This window comes from Bradyrhizobium sp. MI1.11 (assembly GCF_055811255.1).
The window spans coordinates 1-17317 of record NZ_JBVVPM010000069.1; the positions used below are offsets into that span (position 1 = coordinate 1).

Genomic DNA, 17317 nt, shown 5'->3' on the forward strand with positions numbered 1-17317 from the left:
GTTCTTCTCTCTTCCCGCCCCGCGGCCGGCGGGGGGGGGGGGGGGGGGGGGGCCCGCCCGCGGCCCCCCCCCCCCCCCCCCCCCCCCCCCCCCGCCCCCCCCCCCCCCCCCCCCCCCCGACCCGCGTTGAGAGAGCTCGCAAGCACAAATCGCCCAAACAAAAAGGGCACGGCGTTTGCGGCGCCGTGCCCTTCGCAGTCCTGTCGTCTGTCTCAGCTATAAATCTCGAACAGTCCCGCGCCGCCCTGGCCGCCGCCGATGCACATCGTCACGACGCCCCATTTGGCCTTGCGGCGCTTGCCTTCCTGGAGGATGTGGCCGGTGAGACGTGCACCGGTCATGCCGAACGGGTGGCCGATCGCGATCGAGCCGCCGTTGACGTTGTACTTGTCGGGATCGATGCCGAGCTTGTCGCGCGAATAGAGACACTGGCTGGCGAAGGCTTCGTTGAGCTCCCACAGATCGATGTCGTCGATCTTCAGGCCATGACGCTTCAACAGCTTCGGCACGGCAAAGATCGGGCCGATGCCCATCTCGTCCGGCTCGCAACCCGCCGCCGCCCAGGCGACGAAGCGGCCCATGGGATTGAGGCCGCGCTTCTCCGCGTCCTTGGCTTCCATCAGCACCACGGCCGCGGCGCCGTCCGACAGCTGGCTGGCGTTGCCCGCCGTGACGAACTTGCCGGGACCCCTGACGGGCTCGAGCTTGGCGAGACCTTCCAGCGTGGTCTCGGGCCGGTTGCACTCGTCGCGGTCGACGACGTAATCGACGATCGACTCCGCTTTGGTCGCCTTGTCGACCACTTTCATCTTGGTCTTCATCGGAACGATCTCGTCCTTGAACTTGCCCGCCTGCTGCGCGGCGGCCATGCGGCGCTGCGATTCCAGCGAATACTCGTCCTGATATTCACGGCTGAGATTGTAGCGCTCGGCGACGATGTCGGCGGTGTCGATCATCGCCATGAAGATCGCCGGCGCCGTCTTGAGCAGCTCGGGATCGATCGATTCTTTCGGAGTCCCGCCGCCCGGCATCGAGATGCTCTCGACGCCGCCTGCGACGATGCAGTCGGAACCGTCCGAGCGGATCGAGTTGGCGGCCATCGCGATGGTCTGGAGACCGGACGAGCAGAACCGGTTCACCGAGACGCCCCCGGTCGATTTCGGCATTCCTGCCAGCAGCGCGGCCTGGCGGCCGATGTTCGGCGCGCCATGGGCGCAATTGCCGAGATAGCAATCCTCGACATAGTCCTTCTCGACGCCGGCGCGATCGACCGCGTGGTGGATGGCATGGGCCGCGAGCGACATCGGCGGGGTGATGTTGAACCCGCCGCGGCCGGATTTCGCGAGGCCCGTGCGTGCATAGGAAACGATGACGGCTTCACGCATTGTTTTCTCCCTTTTCGAACGATTTTGAACGGAGCGTCGGTCGACGTCTTCTCGGCGCCATTGGTACACAATGTCCAGCGGTCGCGGGAGAAATAAAAACGCCGCCCTCGCGAGAGGGCGGCGTTGTTCCGCGGGTCGGAATATGTCGGCGTATCAGAACGTCAGCGCCTTGACCTGCTTGACCTGCGGCAGGGCCTGCACCTTGGCGAGCAGATCCGCCGGCACGGCACCGTCGACCTCGATCAGTGCGATGGCATCGGAGCCCGGCGCAACTCGGCCGAGATGGAAGGTCGCGATGTTGATCTTGGCATCGCCGAGCAGGCTCGCGAACTTGCCGATGAAGCCCGGCTTGTCCTCGTTGGTCACGTAGATCATCGACTTGCCAAATTCAGCGTCGACGCGGATGCCCTTGATGTCGACCAGGCGCGGCTTGCCGTCGGCATAGACCGTGCCCGAGACCGACCGCTCCTGCCGCTCGGTGGTGACCGTGACGGTGATCAGGCTTTCATAGTCGCTCTGGGCGGCGCGGACGATCTCGTCCACCACCATGCCGCGCTCCTTGGCGACGACGGGCGCGGAGACGACGTTGACCTCGCCCAGCATCGGCCGCAGCAGGCCGGACAGCACGGCGGAGGTGATCGCCTTGATCTTCATCTCGGCGACGTGGCCCTCATAGGTGATCTCCACCTTGAGGATGCCGCTCTCGGTCAGCTGTCCGGCGAACGAGCCGAGCTTTTCGGCGAGCGCGATGAACGGCTTCAGCTTCGGGGCCTCTTCCGCCGTGATCGAGGGGAAGTTGACGGCATTCGAGATCGCGCCGGTGAGCAGGTAATCCGACATCTGCTCGGCGACCTGAAGTGCGACGTTCTCCTGCGCCTCGGTGGTGGACGCGCCGAGATGCGGCGTGCAGATCACGTTGGGATGACCGAACAGCACGTTCGCTGTGGCGGGCTCCTCGACAAAGACGTCGAAGGCGGCACCTGCGATGTGCTTGGAATTCAAAGCGTCGACCACGGCCTGCTCGTCGACGAGGCCGCCGCGGGCGCAGTTGATCAGGCGCACGCCCTTCTTCATCTTGGCGATCGCGGATGCGTCGATGATGTTCTTGGTCTTCTCGGTCAGCGGGGTGTGCAGCGTGATGAAGTCGGCACGCTTCAAGAGATCGTCGAGCTCGACCTTCTCAACGCCGATGTCCCTGGCGCGTTCCGGCGACAGGAACGGATCGAACGCGATCACCTTCATGCGCAGGCCGAGCGCGCGGTCGGCGACGATCGAGCCGATGTTGCCGCAGCCGACGACGCCGAGCACCTTGCCGGTGATCTCGACGCCCATGAAGCGGTTCTTTTCCCATTTGCCGGCCTGGGTCGAAGCGTCCGCCTGCGGAATCTCGCGCGCCAGCGCCAGCATCAGGGTGATGGCGTGCTCGGCGGTCGTGATCGAATTGCCGAACGGCGTGTTCATCACGATGATGCCCTTGGCCGTGGCGGCGGGAATCTCGACGTTGTCGACGCCGATGCCGGCGCGGCCGATCACCTTGAGGTTGGTCGCCTTCTCGAGGATCTTCGCGGTCGCCTTGGTCGCCGAGCGGATCGCGAGGCCGTCGTAATTGCCGATGATCTCGGCGAGCTTGTCCTTGTCCTTGCCGAGGTTGGGCTGGAAGTCGACCTCGACACCGCGGTCTTTGAAGATCTGTACGGCGGCGGGAGAGAGCGCGTCGGAAATGAGAACTTTGGGTTTGGTCATGGGAATGTGTCCTCTGCCTTCCTCAAGGGAAGGGCCTTAGACCGGATTGGATGAATGTCTCGGAGCACTTCTCCCTCCCCCCGTTCTTACGGGGAGAAGCGAAGAAAGAAACCTACGCCGCCTTGGCGAGCGCGGCCTTGGTCTCGGCAAAAGCCCAGTCGATCCACTGGGTCAGCAGCGCGACATTGCTGGCCTCGACGGTGGCGCCGCACCAGATCCGCAGGCCGGCGGGCGCATCGCGGTAGTAGGCGAAGTCGTAGCCCGCGCCTTCCTTCTCGACCAGCGCCACCAGCTTCTTGGAGAAGTCGGCCTGCGCGTCCTCGGAGAGCGAGGTGATCGCGGGATCGGTGAACTTCAGGCACACCGAAGTGTTGGAGCGGATCGCGGCGTCCTTGGCGAGGAAGTCGATCCAGGGCGTCTTCGCCTTCCAGTCGGCGAGCACCTTGGTGTTGGCGTCGGCGCGCGCGATCAGCGCCTTCAGGCCGCCGATCGACTTGGCCCAGTTCAGCGCGTCGAGATAATCCTCGACGCAGAGCATCGACGGCGTGTTGATGGTCTCGCCGACGAAAATGCCTTCGTTGATCTTGCCGCCCTTGGTCATGCGGAAAATCTTCGGAAGCGGCCAGGCCGGCTTGTAGGTTTCGAGCCGCTCCACCGCGCGGGGCGACAGGATCAGCATGCCATGCGCGGCTTCGCCGCCGAGCGCCTTCTGCCAGGAGAAGGTGACGACGTCGAGCTTGGCCCAGTCGAGGGGTTGTGCGAACGCGGCCGAGGTGGCGTCGCAAATGGTCAGGCCTTCGCGGGTCGCGCTGATCCAGTCGGCGTTCGGCACGCGCACGCCCGAGGTGGTGCCGTTCCAGGTGAAGACGACGTCGGACTTCGGATCGACCTTGGAGAGATCCGGGAGTTCACCGTAAGCCGCGTTGAGCTTGGTGACGTCCTTGAGCTTCAATTCCTTGACGATGTCGCTGACCCAGCCCTCGCCGAAGGATTCCCAAGCGAGCGTGGTGACGGGCCGCGCACCCAGCATCGACCACAGTGCCATCTCGACCGCGCCGGTATCGGACGCCGGCACGATGCCGATGCGATAATCGGCGGGCACTTCGAGCACCTCGCGCGTCAAATCGATCGCGAGCTTGAGCTTGGTCTTGCCGACCTTCGCGCGATGCGAACGGCCGAGCGCTGCGTCCTTGAGGTTTTGGGCATTCCATCCGGGGCGCTTGGCGCAGGGGCCGGAGGAAAAATGCGGCACGTTCGGCCGCGAAGCGGGCTTCGCTACAGTCATCGTCTACCCTTCCAGATAGTAAGCCTCCCGTTGGGGGGAGGTGTCCCGCCGCGGCTGATACGGGAATCGGGAAGACCAGTCAAGGAAGTTCCGGGACCTCACGCGCGAATGATGGCGCCTCCGGTGCGATTTTAGGGGATTCGACCACGGCCAGCGCGTTCAACAAGTCCGTGGCATCGTTGATCAATTGCGCGGCGCGGCGCCGGCTGCCGACTTTCAAAATGCATTTGTCATTGGCCTGCACGACGTAGTCGTTGCCGACCTTGATCATCGAATAGCTTGTCATCGAAATCCCCGAACCGACCGAGCCCGGTTTCAGACGCTCGCGTAGCACCGTTCGTTCCTGGTTCCACGTGAACGTCGAACGGGTAGTTTATCAGCTCTTAACATGAACGTATGCGCGATCCGATTTCACTGATCGCGCAACGCTCATTGGCGTGCTGCGTCAAAAGCGGACAGTCATGCCGACGTGACTCGCCGTGAACCCAAGCCGCTTGTAGAAGCGCTGCGCATCTGTTCGCGTCTGATGCGTCAGCAGTTCGACGAGATTGCAGCCGCGCGCTTTCGCTTCCGTCATCGCCCATTGCGCCAATTGCTCGCCGATGCCGCGGCTGCGGCAATCGGAAGCAACGCGGGCGTCTTCGAGCAAACCGCGCAAGCCGCCTTGCGAGCTGAGACCCGGCAGGATCGCGAGCTGCAGGCAGCCGACCACCCTGCCCTCGCTCTCGGCAACTACGAGCTGGATATTTTGATCGCGCTCGATCCGCGCGAATGCCTCGTAATAGGACGCAGGCAACGGGTCTTCCACGCGCTCGCGTGCGCTCCCGAGATGATCGTCGGCGAGCATCGCCACGATCGCAGCAACATCCTCACGGCGCGCGGGACGAATGGAAACGGATTCGGTGTTCATTGAGTTACTCCTGCCTCAGCGCGCCTAACGCACCTTGGGAAGCCCGAGAAAGGTCTCGGCTTCGCCGATCCAGCGGCGGATGGCGGCATAACGACCGAGATCGAAGCCGCCTTCATGCGCGACGCGCGTATAGGCAAGCAGCGAGACGTCGGCGAGCGAAACTGCATCGCCGGCGAAGAAGCGGCTTGCCGCCAGATGCTGCTCCATGCGATCGAGCGCCGCATAGCCGCGCTTGACCTTTTCAGGGTCGAGCTCGGAGGCGTCCCTGCCGAGATAGACGAGCTGGAAGCGGCACACCGCGATATAGGGCTCGTGGCTGTATTGTTCCCAGAACAGCCATTCGTCCATCTTCGCGGCAGTGAAGGCATCGCGCGGAATGAGCGCACTGTCGCGCGCGAGATAGCGGATGATGGCATTGGATTGCGCCAGCGTGCGACCTTCGTCGAAGGCCACCGTCGGCACCTGGCCGGCGCCGTTCATCCTCAGGAATTGCGGCGTGCGGCTTTCGCCCTTGCGAGTGTCGATCTCGATCCACTGATAGGGCAGCGCGAGCTTATCGCAGACCCACTTCACCTTCAGACAATTGCCGGAATTGGTATCGCCGTAGATCCGCATCGCTGCCCCCGCGTTCGGCGACAGAGCATCAGGACGGAGGCGGCCTGTCAATCGGCGGCGCGCACGCGCGTCAGAACTTGTAGCCGAGACCGGCGCGGACGGTATTGATGCTGGTGTCGACCGATGACGTGAAGCGAACGTATTCCCACTCCGCCCGCAGAAACAGGCCTGCACACAGCATCGCATCGACACCAATACCGGTGGAGTAGCCATAGATCAGGTGACTATAGAGACCATCTGTGGCGGACAGATTGACATTGATTGTTTGAAAGGGCGCCGACTGGTTGAACTGAGTCCCGGTGATCTCGGCAGTCTTGGTGATGTTGGCTTGCCCAAGTGCAATGCCTCCGAACAGATAAGGCAAGAAAGAGCCGACGGCGTAGCCGCCGCGAATGCGGAGCGTTCCCATATCGGAGATCGCTATCGAGCTCGTGCTTTTGTACGTGATGTCGTCCAGAAAACTCAGAGGATCGACAAAGGAGCGCCCCATGGTGCCGGTCGCCGAGCCGCCGAACTTGCCATGTATGTAATTGACCTCGACGCCGAGCACGACATCGTCCCATTGCCCGTTGTAACCGGCGAAGGCGCCATAGCCATGACCATGTGATGACACCTTGCCGCCGCCCACTGGCCAGCTCGATACCTGTCCGCCGGCTTCAATCGAAGTATTGGCAAGCAAGGCAGCCGCAACAGTTCTAGTAGAACCGGTGAAATTCATATCGGATGTCCCGTAGCTTCCCTGGGCGCCGATATAGCTTCCTTGCCAGTTGACGTTGGAGTTGCTCAAGCCGTCTGTGAAGCCGCCGCGCAGGATCGGCAGGTCAGAGAGATCAGCCGCGTGCGCCGCAGAGATCGTCCCCAACATCGCCGCCGCCAACAAAAGCCTACGCATCGAACGCTCCATCGAACTCGAACTTTCGCTCGTGATCATGGCTCGTTAACCTTAACCAATGGTTGCGTCGGAGCCTTTCGTCGCCGCCCGCCATGAAAAATACGCAAAGCAAAACGGCGCGGGATGATCCCGCGCCGTTAAGAAGTCCTAACCGATCAGGCTGACGATCAGCCCTTGGTGACGAGCGGCGGCATGTAGGCCGGCGGGCTGTCGAGATTCCAGCGCACGCCGAGCTTCAGGTCGTGCGAGGTGATGTCCTTGAACTTGAAGACGTTGCCCGTGGTTCCCCCGGTGTAGGTCGACAAAACACCGGTTTGCCCCTCACCCATATCGACATAGCTATAGGCAAGTTCGAGGACGAGGTTGGGATTGACCTTGTATGCGAGACCCGCGTGGGCAGCCCACGCCAAGTTCCACTTCGAACCGGTCGGTGCGCTCGAGAAGCTCGCGGTCGAGAACGCAAGATCGTTGATGCCGGTGTCGGTGAAGTTCGAGATGGAGACGCGTGCGCCGCCAACGCCCGCGCCGATGAACGGCGTGATGCACCACCAGGTGCCCAGGTCGACATACGCGTTCGCCAACACCAGCCATTCGGACTTGGATGCACTGTAATTGTCGATCCCGCTGTAGGGCACGCCGCCCGCGGTTCCGGTGAAACGATCCGTTCCCTTGAAATTCGAATTGCCGCGATACTGCCCGGTCACGTCCGCGCGGAACCAATTGTTGAACCGGTAACCCGCGCCGAGCCCAAAGATGCCGGCCGTGTCGAACGACGCCTGCTGATTGAACGAGGTGAGCTGCGAATAGGCGGACTCGCGACCGTAGTGGAGATCGCTTGTCTTCTGATTGCTGAAGCCGACGTCGCCGCGCAGATACCAGCCACCGAAATCGGCGGGCGGAGCCGGGGGCGCGTACATCGGAGGGGGCGCCGCGATCGGCATGTCGGCGGCGAACGCCATCGATGAGATCAGGGTTGCCGCACCCGCGGCAAGGAGAGACTTAACGCTACGCATTGGCTTCGTCCTTTTGGCCGGTGAGGCAAATACGGCGCCTCACGTTCTGGAAACTCACGGCCCGGACGATGCCAGCAAATGTTTAAGCGCCACTTAACCCTAATTTTTAAGGTTGATTTTTTCTAACTGCACACGCGCGTGCGGCGCGAGCGTTGCAAAAATGCAGCGCAAATACGACGCCGTCGCCGCATTTCCTAACGATGTATGAAGCCGCGTTGCAGCAAGACAGGATGTGTTAACGCGCGTGCCGCGGCAGCTTGGGCAGGAACACCGCAAGCAGGCCGATCGCCGGGAGGTAAGCGCAGACCTGGTAGACGAACGCGATCGAGGTGTGGTCGGCGAGCTTGCCGAGCACGGCGGCGCCCAAGCCGCCGATGCCGAAGGCGACACCGAAGAACACGCCGGAGATCATGCCGAAGCGATGCGGGACCAGCTCCTGCGCGAACACGATGATCGATGACGTCGTCGAGGAGATGATCAGGCCGATGATCACTGATAGCACCGCGCTCGCATAGAGCCCGGCATAGGGCAGCGCCAGCGTGAACGGCAGCGCCCCCAGGATCGAGATCCAGATCACGATCTTGCGGCCGAAGCGATCGCCCAGGGGACCACCGAGAAAAGCGCCGACCGCGTTCGCGGCGAGGAAAATGAAGAGATACATCTGCGCGGCTTGCGTCGACACGCCGAAGCGGTCGATCAGATAAAAGATGTAGTAGCTCGACAGGCTCGAGACGTAGAGCTGTTTCGAGAACAGCAGCGCGACCAGCACGAGGAGCGCAACGACGACGCGACGCGAGCTCGGCGCGTCGGGATGGGCTTGAGCGACCGCGGTCTTCTTCGCCTTGATCTGCGGTTCGTACCAGCGGCCGATGCGCCAGAGGATAAGGATCGCGAGGAAGGCGATCGAGGAGAACCAGGCGATGCTGCCCTGCCCGAACGGCACGACGATGAGCGCGGCGAGCACCGGTCCCATCGAGGTGCCAAAACTGCCGCCGAGCTGGAATACCGATTGCGCAAAACCGTAGCGGCCGCCGGAGGCGAGCCGCGCGATGCGCGCCGATTCCGGGTGAAACACCGCCGAGCCGAGGCCGACCAGCGCGGCGGCGACGAGGATGACCAGATATTGGTGGGCGGCACTGAGCAGCAGCAGACCGAAGAAGGTCGAGGCCATGCCGATCGACAGCGAATAGGGCTGCGCCTTCTTGTCGGTGTAGTGGCCGACCACCGGCTGGAGCAGCGAGGCCGTGAACTGGAAGGCCAGCGTGATCATGCCGATCTGCGCGAAGTCGAGTGCGTAGGTGTCCTTCAGGATCGGATACACGGAAGCGATCAGCGACTGCATGGTGTCGTTGAGAAAGTGCGAGAAGCTGATGCCGGCAAGCACGACATAGGCCGGCCCTGCGGCCTTGGCGGCGGATGCCACGTCGCTGACGATGACGGGCTCGGTCAGCGTTTCCTCTGAGACGACGACTGGCTTGTTCAATGGAGCATCCCGGCCGGCGCGGCAGATTGCCGCGACAAGCTAGTTACGCTGCGCGCGGCGAGCGATCCACCGCCAATCGTCGATGGCTGGGATGCGCTTCGCTCTTCCCGCCTGAGGGAGTTCGTAGCCCGGATGGAGCGCAGCGCAATCCGGGGCCGTTCGCCTGTTGCACGATTCCCGGATTTCGCTGCGCTCCATCCGGGCTACGATCGTGCTTCGCGATGCGCCTTAAGCCGCGGCCTGCCCGAGTGCGGAAACGATGGTGTCGACGACGTCCTCGACCAGGATGCGATCCTCGCCCTCGCCCATGACGCGGATCACCGGCTCGGTGCCGGAGGAGCGGATCAGCAGGCGGCCGTGGCCGTTGAGCCGCTGCTCGCCGTCGGAGATCGCCGATTTGACGTCGGAATTGTCGAGCGGCTTGCCGCCCTTGTGACGGACGTTCTTCAGAATCTGCGGCAGCGGATCGAAGCGGTGGCAGACTTCCGACACCGGCCGGCGCAGCTTCTGCACCACGGCAAGCACCTGCAATGCGGCCACGAAGCCGTCGCCGGTGGTGGCGTAGTCGGACAGGATGATGTGGCCGGACTGCTCGCCCCCGAGATTGTAGCCGCCGTTCAGCATCTGCTCGAGCACGTAGCGATCGCCGACCGGCGTGCGCACGAGATCGAGCCCCTGCGCATTGAGGAAGCGCTCGAGCCCGAGGTTCGACATCACGGTGGCGACGATGCCCGATCGCGACAGCCGGCCGTCTTCCTTCCAGCTCTGCGCGATCACCGCGAGCAGCTGGTCGCCATCGACGATGTGGCCGCGCTCGTCGACCAGGATGACGCGATCGGCGTCACCGTCGAGCGCGATGCCGATGTCGGCGCGCATCTCGCGCACCTTCTTCGACAGCGCTTCCGGCGAGGTGGAGCCGCATTCCTTGTTGATGTTGAAGCCGTCGGGCTCGACTCCGATCGCAATCACGTCGGCGCCCAGCTCCCACAGCGCTTCCGGTACCACCTTGTAGGCGGCGCCGTTGGCGCAATCGACCACGACGCGCAGGCCGTCGAGCGACAGATCGCGCGGCAGCGTGCGCTTGGCGAATTCGATGTAGCGATCATGCACGCCATCGATGCGGCGGGCGCGGCCGAGGCTGGCGCTCTGGGCAAGACGCTTGTCGATGGGCTCGTCGAGCAGCTGCTCGATCTGCTTCTCGACGTCGTCGGAGAGCTTGAAGCCCTGCGGGCCGAACAGCTTGATGCCGTTGTCCTCGAACAGGTTGTGCGACGCGGAGATCATCACGCCGAGATCGGCGCGCATCGACTTGGTCAGCATCGCGACCGCCGGTGTCGGCATCGGGCCGACCAGCAGCACATCCATGCCGACCGAGGTGAAGCCCGCCACCATCGCGTATTCGATCATGTAGCCGGACAGGCGGGTGTCCTTGCCGATCACGACCCTGTGGCGGTGGTCACCGCGCTGAAACGCCAGGCCTGCGGCCTGGCCGACCTTGAGCGCGAGCTCCGGCGTGATCAGCCCGTTGGCGCGGCCCCGGATCCCGTCCGTCCCGAAATATTTGCGGCTCATATCGTCCCCCACGCGACAACCAGGGATCCCAAGACAACCTGCGGGTGCCCTGGCGGGACCCGCATCCCTGATTTGCTGAGGTCTTATAAAGCCATCGCGGCTAACTTGGCTTCAAAAAATATGATGAATCATTACGGAACCTGACGTACCCGGCCCCGATAACGCCTTGTTAACGTTATATTTCCGGTGAGGACGCCGGAACAGGGCGGAACCGCGCCTAGTCCGAGCGCTTCACATGGCCGTCCCCGCGGCTCGGCGCCGGCTGGGTGACATTGACGGGATCGGAGCCCGGAAAGGTCTCTTCCAGACCTTCTTCCAGCGCCTCCTCGAGATCATGCTTCTCCTTGATCTCCTCCGGCGTCGGTCCGGTGTGCGGCCTGGTCATGGCGCCCTCCTCCAAAAGATTTTCAAACGATTTGGCTGTGCATCCAACCATGCTAGATGACCCCTCGATCTTCCGATGCAAGAGTCTTCCAGTACAAGACTCTTGATAGAAGACGGGCCGGGGAAACGTTCATGAAGCACATCACCTGTATCGACGATCTTCGCACACTGCATCAGCGCCGCGTGCCGAAGGCGTTTTTCGATTATTGCGACCGCGGCTCCTACGCCGAGGAAACGCTGCGCGCCAACCGCGATGACATGCAGGCCATCAAGTTCCGCCAGCGCATCCTGGTCGACGTCTCCAAACGCGACACCGCGACCACGATCCTCGGCGAGCCCTCGACCATGCCGCTGATACTGGCGCCGGTAGGCCTGCTCGGCATGCAGCATGGCGATGGCGAGATCCATGCCTGCCGCGCCGCGCAAGCCGCCGGTATCCCGTTCACGCAGTCGACGATGTCGATCTGCTCGATCGAAGACATCGCGGCCAGTGTCGAGAAGCCGTTCTGGTTCCAGCTCTACGTGATGAAGGACCGCGGCTTCATCAAGGAACTGATCCAGCGCGCGATCGCGGCGAAATGCTCCGCGCTGGTGCTGACAGTCGATCTCCAGGTCATCGGCCAGCGCCACGCCGACATCAAGAACGGCATGACGGTTCCGCCGGAATGGTCGCTCTCGAAGCTGATCGACTTTGCCACCAAGCCGACCTGGGTGTCGGGCGTGCTCCGGGGCAAGCGCCGCACCTTCGGTAACATCGCCGGACATGTGAAGAACACCGGGGATCTCAATCGCCTCGCCGAGTGGACGGCGTCGCAGTTCGACACGTCGTTGAACTGGAAGGACGTCGAGTGGATCCGCAGCATCTGGCCGGGCAAGCTGATCATCAAGGGCATTCTGGACGTCGAGGACGCGGAGGAAGCCGCCAAGACCGGCGCGCAGGCTCTCGTCGTATCGAACCACGGCGGCCGTCAGCTCGACGGCGCGCCGTCATCGATCGAGGTGCTGCCCGAGATCGCCGAGGCGGTCGGTGACAGGATGGAGATCATGTTCGACGGCGGCATCCGCTCCGGTCAAGACGTGATGCGCGCGCTCGCGCTCGGCGCAAAGTCCTGCATGATCGGCCGCGCTTACGCCTATGGCCTGGGCGCCGGCGGCCAGGCCGGCGTCGCCAAGGCGATCGACATCATCCAGAAGGAGCTGCTCACCACCATGGGCCTGTGCGGCGTCAACAGGATTGACGAGATCGACGAACATATCATTGCGATGTGAACCGCAGCGGCAGTGCTGTAGGGTGGGTTAGCTCTGCGGCTGCGCGAAGCGCGGTCGCTGAGCGTAACCCACCAACTTCGGTCCGCATTTGCGGAAGCATGGTGGGTTACGGCTTCGCCTAACCCACCCTACAAATCTCCGCTTGGCGCGCTCCTCACATCGGCGGCGTCACCCCATCGCGACCGACGTTCACCCGGTTGGCTTCCAGCGAACCATCGTCCTTCTTCACCGCGCCGAAAATGATCAGCTTGGCGCCGGGCTTGAGCTCGGATTTGTCGCTGGCGACGAAGGTGACGATCGGCGTGTCCGGAGGCACCACGACTTTCTTCTCGCCGTCCTTGTACTTGACCGTGATGTTCTGGCCGTCGGTGCCCTTCACCGTCTGCGCCACGGTGGCGTTGGTCATGGTCGAGTTGGCGCGCGCGTCCCAGGGACGAAAACCTTCGGCCGCGCCGCGCTGGTTTTCGGGGAAGATGTGCACCGCGATCGCCTTCTGGGTGCCGTCGGGCTCGGGCAGGCCGGTGACGCCGATATAGGAGCCGTCCTTGATCTCCGACAACGACGTCTTCACCACCGCGAAGACGGCGACGTTGTCGGTCATGCGCACCTTCACGTCGCTGCCTTCGCGGGTCTTGATGCCGAGCGTGTTGCCGTCGACGCTCTCGATGGTGCCGCGGATCCGGACCGTCGGCGTCTGCTGCGCCAGGGCGGATGACGTGACGATGCAGGCGGCGAATGCGGCCGCGCCGACGCGTGATATCCAGCTTCTCTTCGACATGTTGTTAGTCTCCATTTACATCGGCGGCGTCAGGCCGTCGCGGCCGACGCTGACGCGGTTGGTTTCGAACGAGCCGTCCGGCAGCTGCTTCATGAAGGCGATCACCTTGGCGCCGGCCTTCAGATCGGATTTGTCGCCGGGCACGAAGGTCACCACCGGCGTATTGTCGGCGACGAACACCTTCTTCTCGCCGTCCTTGTACTTGACCAGCAGCGTATGGCCGTCGTTGCCGACCACGCTCTCCGACACGGTCGCATTGGTCATGCTGGAGTTGGGCTTGAGGTCATAAGGTCGCGAGCCCTCGCCGGTGCCGCGCATGCTCTCAGGAAACACGTGGACCTCGACCGCGTTCGCGCCGCCGTCCGGTCCCGGCACGGTGGTGGCGCCGACGAAGGAGCCGGGCTTGATGTCGGCAAGTGAAATCCTGGTAATGCCCGACACGTTCACGTCGGAGGCGATGTGCAGCTTGACGTCCTCGCCGCTGCGCGCCTTGACCTGCATCGTGTCGCCATTGACGCTTTCGATCGTGCCGCGGACGCGCGTCGGCACCGGCGCCCTTTGCGCAAGTGCCGAGAGGGTCGAGACGGCCACCATCGCGACGGCAATGAGCGGACGTGTGAAAGTTGCACGTTGAACAGACATGACGGTCTCCGATTGTCCCTATTGTCCCCTTACGGACATAGAACTCCGGAGGTTACGCGCTATTCTCTCAAGTCTTTGTGAGATCGGCCTCGACCAGCGCACGCAGCTCGGCCGTGACCTGCGGCCGCCGGCCGAACCACAGCTCGAAGCCGCGGACCGCCTGATGCAGCAGCATGCCGAGCCCGTCGGCGGTCTTCAGCCCGCGCGCCTTTGCGGCCGCGAGCAGCGGCGTCGCCAGCGGGACATAGACGAGATCGGCGATCACGGCGCCATCCGGCAGGCGCGCCACGTCAAGGTCGAGTGAAGGCTGACCGTGCATGCCGAGCGAGGTCGTGTTCACGAGAAGTCTTGCACGCGACAGGATGTCATCGATCCCGTCCCAGGCAACAGGATGCACCTTCGGCCCGAACTCGCGTGCAAGCATCTCGGCCCGGGCGATGGTGCGATTGGCGAGATGCACGCGGCTGATGCCGCGTTCGAGCAACCCGAACACGATGGCGCGCGAGGAGCCGCCGGCGCCCAGCACCAGCGCCTCTTCGGCTGCGTCCCAGCCGGGCGCGCTGGCATCGAGATTGCCGATAAAGCCCTCGACGTCGGTGTTGGTCGAGCGCAGCTCGCCGTCCGCAAACCACAGCGTGTTGGCCGCACCGACCGCCCGCGCGCGGGCATCGGGCGTCGAGAGCTCAAGCACGCCCTCCTTGTGCGGGATGGTGACGTTGGCGCCGACGAAGCCGCGCAGCGACAGCCGCAGCACGAAGTCGCGCAAATTATCGGGTGGAACCGCCTCGATGACATAGCCGCCCTCGATCCCGAGCGTGCGCAGCCAGTAACGATGGATCAGCGGCGAGCGCGAATGCGCAGCCGGCCATCCGATCAGACAGGCTGCGGGAGCCTTGGTCACGGTCGTCCTCCCCTGGGTTCGTTTCGGAGGCGATCCATTTCGCGTCCCGCAAGCCCTGTCAAGCGCGCGGGCGTCTCGGGAGAGGCTCGGCGTCAGGTCGTGCCCGCCTCACCGGCCGCGGGGTGCGCCGCGCCGCCCTTGATGTCGGCGACCGCACGCGCGATGGTCTCGCGATAGCGGGCGCGTGGCGGCGTGACGCCATGGGTGAGCAGCGCGCGGCGAACCGTTGGCGATGCCCCCGTGATGAACAGCCGGATGCCCTGGCGGTGGGCCTTGGCGGCGACGCGGCCGAGCACGTTGGCCGCGGTCGAATCCAGGAACGGCACGTCGGCGAAATCGACCACAAAACCCTTGCGCTTGTCGGCGATGCCGTCGAGCACGCCGCCGATCGCCGAGGCTGCACCGAAAAAGAATGCGCCGGTGATGCGATAGACCAGCACGTCGCGATCGACCGCGAGGGCGGGGTCGTAGGGCACGCGCCCGCCATTATCGTCGTCGGGACGATCGGCGGCCACCAGCGGCGAACGTTCCTCGATGCCGGTCATTTCCGCCATGCGATGGATGAACAGGACCGCGCCAAGCGCGAAGCCGACCAAAATGCCTTCGGTCAGATCGCGGAAGATGGTGAGCAGGAAGGTTGCGAGCAGCACGACGGCATCGCCCCATGACGAGCGCAGCAGCGTCGCGAATTCGTGCTTCTCCGCCATGGTCCAGGCCACCACGACGAGCACAGCGGCGAGCGCGGCCAGCGGGATGTAGCTCGCGAGCGGCGCTGCGATCAGCATGAACAGCAGCAGGAAGACCGAATGCAGCATGCCCGCGAGCGGCCCCCGCGCGCCGGCGCGGATGTTGGTCGCGGTGCGCGCGATCAGCCCGGTGACGCAGATGCCGCCGAACAGCGCCGCGCCGACATTGGCGGCGCCTTGCGCCACCAGCTCGCAATTGGAGCGGTGACGGCGCCCGGTCATGCCGTCGGCCACCACCGCCGACAGCAGCGATTCGATGGCGGCGAGCAGCGCGAAGGAGATCGCATCCGGCAGCACGGCGGTCGCCTTCGCGAGCGAGAACGCAGGCAAGGCCGGCGAGGGCAGTTCGCGCGGAATGCCGCCGAAGCGCGAGCCGACGGTCTCGACCGGCAGCGACAGCACGGCACATGCGACCGCCGCGAGCACGACCGCGATCAGGATACCCGGCCAGGACGGCAGCCAGCGTCGCAGGCCCGCGATGATGGCAATGCTGACGATCGCGACCGCGACGGCCGACGGATTGACGGTGTGCAGGCCCCCGGCGAGCGCGACCAGTTTCGGAACGAACTCGCTCGGCTCCTTCGCGAGGAGCGTGATCCCGCCGAGATCGCGCAGCTGGCTGGCGAAGATGATGACGGCGATGCCGGCCGTGAAGCCGACCGTCACAGGATACGGAATGAACTTGATATAAGTGCCGACCCGCAGGAAGCCCGCAGCGATCAGGAACAGGCCCGCCATCAGCGTGGCCAGGATCACGCCATCAACCCCGTGACGGTCGGCGGTCGCCGCAACCAGCACAATGAAGGCGCCGGCGGGACCGCCGATCTGGAATCGGCTGCCGCCGAGCAGTGAGGCAATGAAGCCGCCGACGACGGCGGTGTAGAGTCCGCGGTCCGGCGTCACGCCCGAGGCGATCGCGATCGCCATCGACAGCGGCAGCGCGACGATCGCGACCGTGAGGCCCGCGAACACATCAGCGCGGAAATCCGCTAGGCCGTAGCCCTCGCGCCATACGGTGACGAGCTTTGGCAAATAGAGTTCGGTAAAGGTCGGCCGACGAAGCTGGTGCAGCTTGCCTGCGTGTTCGCCAGTGATGCTCATTTCAGCAAAATGCTCCGCTGCCCACAACGCTCCGATGCATCGTGCGGCCGCGTATCGGGGCGCGACGGTGCGTTAGTCAAGACTGCTTCCGAGCATGATCATTGCGGGATCATGCTCCCACCCGACGCGGCGGCCCCGGCTCCTTGAGCCGAACGCCGCGTCCGCCGCCTTCGCTGCGCACCTGTTCGCCGATCAGCTCGACGCCGGCCCGATCGAAGGCTTCGACCACCTTCATCAAGGTCTCGACCACGCCGCGGACGTTGCCGGTGCTCGCCTCCATCCGCTGAATGGTCGGCAGCGAAACGCCTGCGAGCTCCGCCAAGGCCCTCTGGTCAATGCCGAGCAGCGCGCGCGCTGCCCGCATCTGGAACGACGTGATCACCTTGGCCTCACGTTTCAGCCTTTATAAGTAATATCTGAAGCATGTACAATGATGTAAAATACATCATTCAAGGCCGTGCGCAAGCACTTTATCGCTCCCGTCTGTCTCCACCGTCATTTGGGGGGGCGCCCCGCGAAAGAGGGGGTGCCCCCCGGGGGGGTGTGTGTTTTTTTTGGGGGGGGCGGAAGTAAGGGGGGGGGGGGCGCCCCCCCCCCC

Annotated in this window: 17 protein-coding genes; 1 reads left to right on the forward strand and 16 read right to left on the reverse strand. The window is 64.1% G+C overall.

The window, feature by feature from the left end; all coding sequences use genetic code 11:
• Window positions 1–212: 212 nt before the first annotated feature.
• The 11 genes from AC0L30_RS37510 to AC0L30_RS37560 form a co-directional block, all read right to left on the reverse strand.
• The gene (locus AC0L30_RS37510) at window positions 213–1385 is read right to left on the reverse strand and encodes a thiolase family protein (RefSeq protein WP_275172497.1); all 1173 of its coding nucleotides are present in this window, start codon (window positions 1383–1385) and stop codon (window positions 213–215) included.
• Between the two features lie 153 nt (window positions 1386–1538).
• Window positions 1539–3128: a phosphoglycerate dehydrogenase gene (gene serA / locus AC0L30_RS37515; protein ID WP_204512347.1), complete on the reverse strand. Its 1590-nt coding sequence runs from the start codon at window positions 3126–3128 to the stop codon at window positions 1539–1541.
• Window positions 3129–3240: 112 nt separating this feature from the next.
• Window positions 3241–4413, reverse strand: a complete 1173-nt coding sequence (locus AC0L30_RS37520) for a phosphoserine transaminase (protein ID WP_473406387.1) — start codon at window positions 4411–4413, stop codon at window positions 3241–3243.
• A 79-nt stretch (window positions 4414–4492) separates the two neighbouring features.
• Complete coding sequence (locus tag AC0L30_RS37525; RefSeq protein WP_246649176.1) at window positions 4493–4684, reverse strand: hypothetical protein; 192 nt, start codon at window positions 4682–4684, stop codon at window positions 4493–4495.
• Between the two features lie 174 nt (window positions 4685–4858).
• Complete coding sequence (locus tag AC0L30_RS37530) at window positions 4859–5323, reverse strand: GNAT family N-acetyltransferase (RefSeq protein ID WP_473406388.1); 465 nt, start codon at window positions 5321–5323, stop codon at window positions 4859–4861.
• 24 nt (window positions 5324–5347) lie between these two features.
• Window positions 5348–5938, reverse strand: coding sequence for a glutathione S-transferase family protein (locus AC0L30_RS37535; RefSeq protein ID WP_007596718.1), 591 nt, complete (start codon window positions 5936–5938; stop codon window positions 5348–5350).
• A gap of 70 nt (window positions 5939–6008) precedes the next feature.
• On the reverse strand, window positions 6009–6830 hold the full coding sequence (locus tag AC0L30_RS37540; protein WP_007596719.1) for an outer membrane protein: 822 nt from the start codon (window positions 6828–6830) through the stop codon (window positions 6009–6011).
• 167 nt (window positions 6831–6997) lie between these two features.
• A complete protein-coding gene (locus AC0L30_RS37545; protein ID WP_007596720.1) occupies window positions 6998–7843 on the reverse strand; it encodes an outer membrane protein in 846 nt (281 codons plus the stop codon).
• A 235-nt stretch (window positions 7844–8078) separates the two neighbouring features.
• Entirely contained in the window at window positions 8079–9326 is a 1248-nt protein-coding gene (locus AC0L30_RS37550) for an MFS transporter (RefSeq protein WP_007596721.1), read from the reverse strand.
• Between the two features lie 228 nt (window positions 9327–9554).
• On the reverse strand, window positions 9555–10898 hold the full coding sequence (gene glmM / locus AC0L30_RS37555) for a phosphoglucosamine mutase (RefSeq protein WP_007596723.1): 1344 nt from the start codon (window positions 10896–10898) through the stop codon (window positions 9555–9557).
• A gap of 217 nt (window positions 10899–11115) precedes the next feature.
• On the reverse strand, window positions 11116–11283 hold the full coding sequence (locus AC0L30_RS37560) for a hypothetical protein (RefSeq protein WP_007596725.1): 168 nt from the start codon (window positions 11281–11283) through the stop codon (window positions 11116–11118).
• 131 nt (window positions 11284–11414) lie between these two features.
• Here AC0L30_RS37560 and AC0L30_RS37565 point away from each other — a divergent pair, with 131 nt between their 5' ends.
• On the forward strand, window positions 11415–12551 hold the full coding sequence (locus AC0L30_RS37565) for an alpha-hydroxy acid oxidase (protein ID WP_473406389.1): 1137 nt from the start codon (window positions 11415–11417) through the stop codon (window positions 12549–12551).
• Window positions 12552–12705: 154 nt separating this feature from the next.
• Here the strand turns inward: AC0L30_RS37565 and AC0L30_RS37570 are convergent, their stop codons facing one another.
• The 5 genes from AC0L30_RS37570 to AC0L30_RS37590 all read right to left on the reverse strand — a co-directional run bounded on the left by AC0L30_RS37570 (window position 12706) and on the right by AC0L30_RS37590 (window position 17101).
• Window positions 12706–13329 carry a single stranded DNA-binding domain-containing protein gene (locus tag AC0L30_RS37570; protein ID WP_354202444.1) on the reverse strand — a complete coding sequence of 208 codons (624 nt, stop codon included), beginning with the start codon at window positions 13327–13329 and terminating at the stop codon, window positions 12706–12708.
• Between the two features lie 15 nt (window positions 13330–13344).
• Window positions 13345–13971, reverse strand: coding sequence for a hypothetical protein (locus tag AC0L30_RS37575; protein ID WP_007596731.1), 627 nt, complete (start codon window positions 13969–13971; stop codon window positions 13345–13347).
• Window positions 13972–14038: 67 nt separating this feature from the next.
• A complete protein-coding gene (locus tag AC0L30_RS37580; RefSeq protein ID WP_473406390.1) occupies window positions 14039–14872 on the reverse strand; it encodes a shikimate dehydrogenase in 834 nt (277 codons plus the stop codon).
• A gap of 92 nt (window positions 14873–14964) precedes the next feature.
• Window positions 14965–16719, reverse strand: coding sequence for a SulP family inorganic anion transporter (locus AC0L30_RS37585; protein ID WP_473406391.1), 1755 nt, complete (start codon window positions 16717–16719; stop codon window positions 14965–14967).
• 109 nt (window positions 16720–16828) lie between these two features.
• Window positions 16829–17101 (reverse strand): helix-turn-helix domain-containing protein, encoded by a 273-nt coding sequence (locus tag AC0L30_RS37590; protein ID WP_007596742.1) that lies wholly within the window; start codon window positions 17099–17101, stop codon window positions 16829–16831.
• Between the last annotated feature and the right edge of the window lie 216 nt (window positions 17102–17317).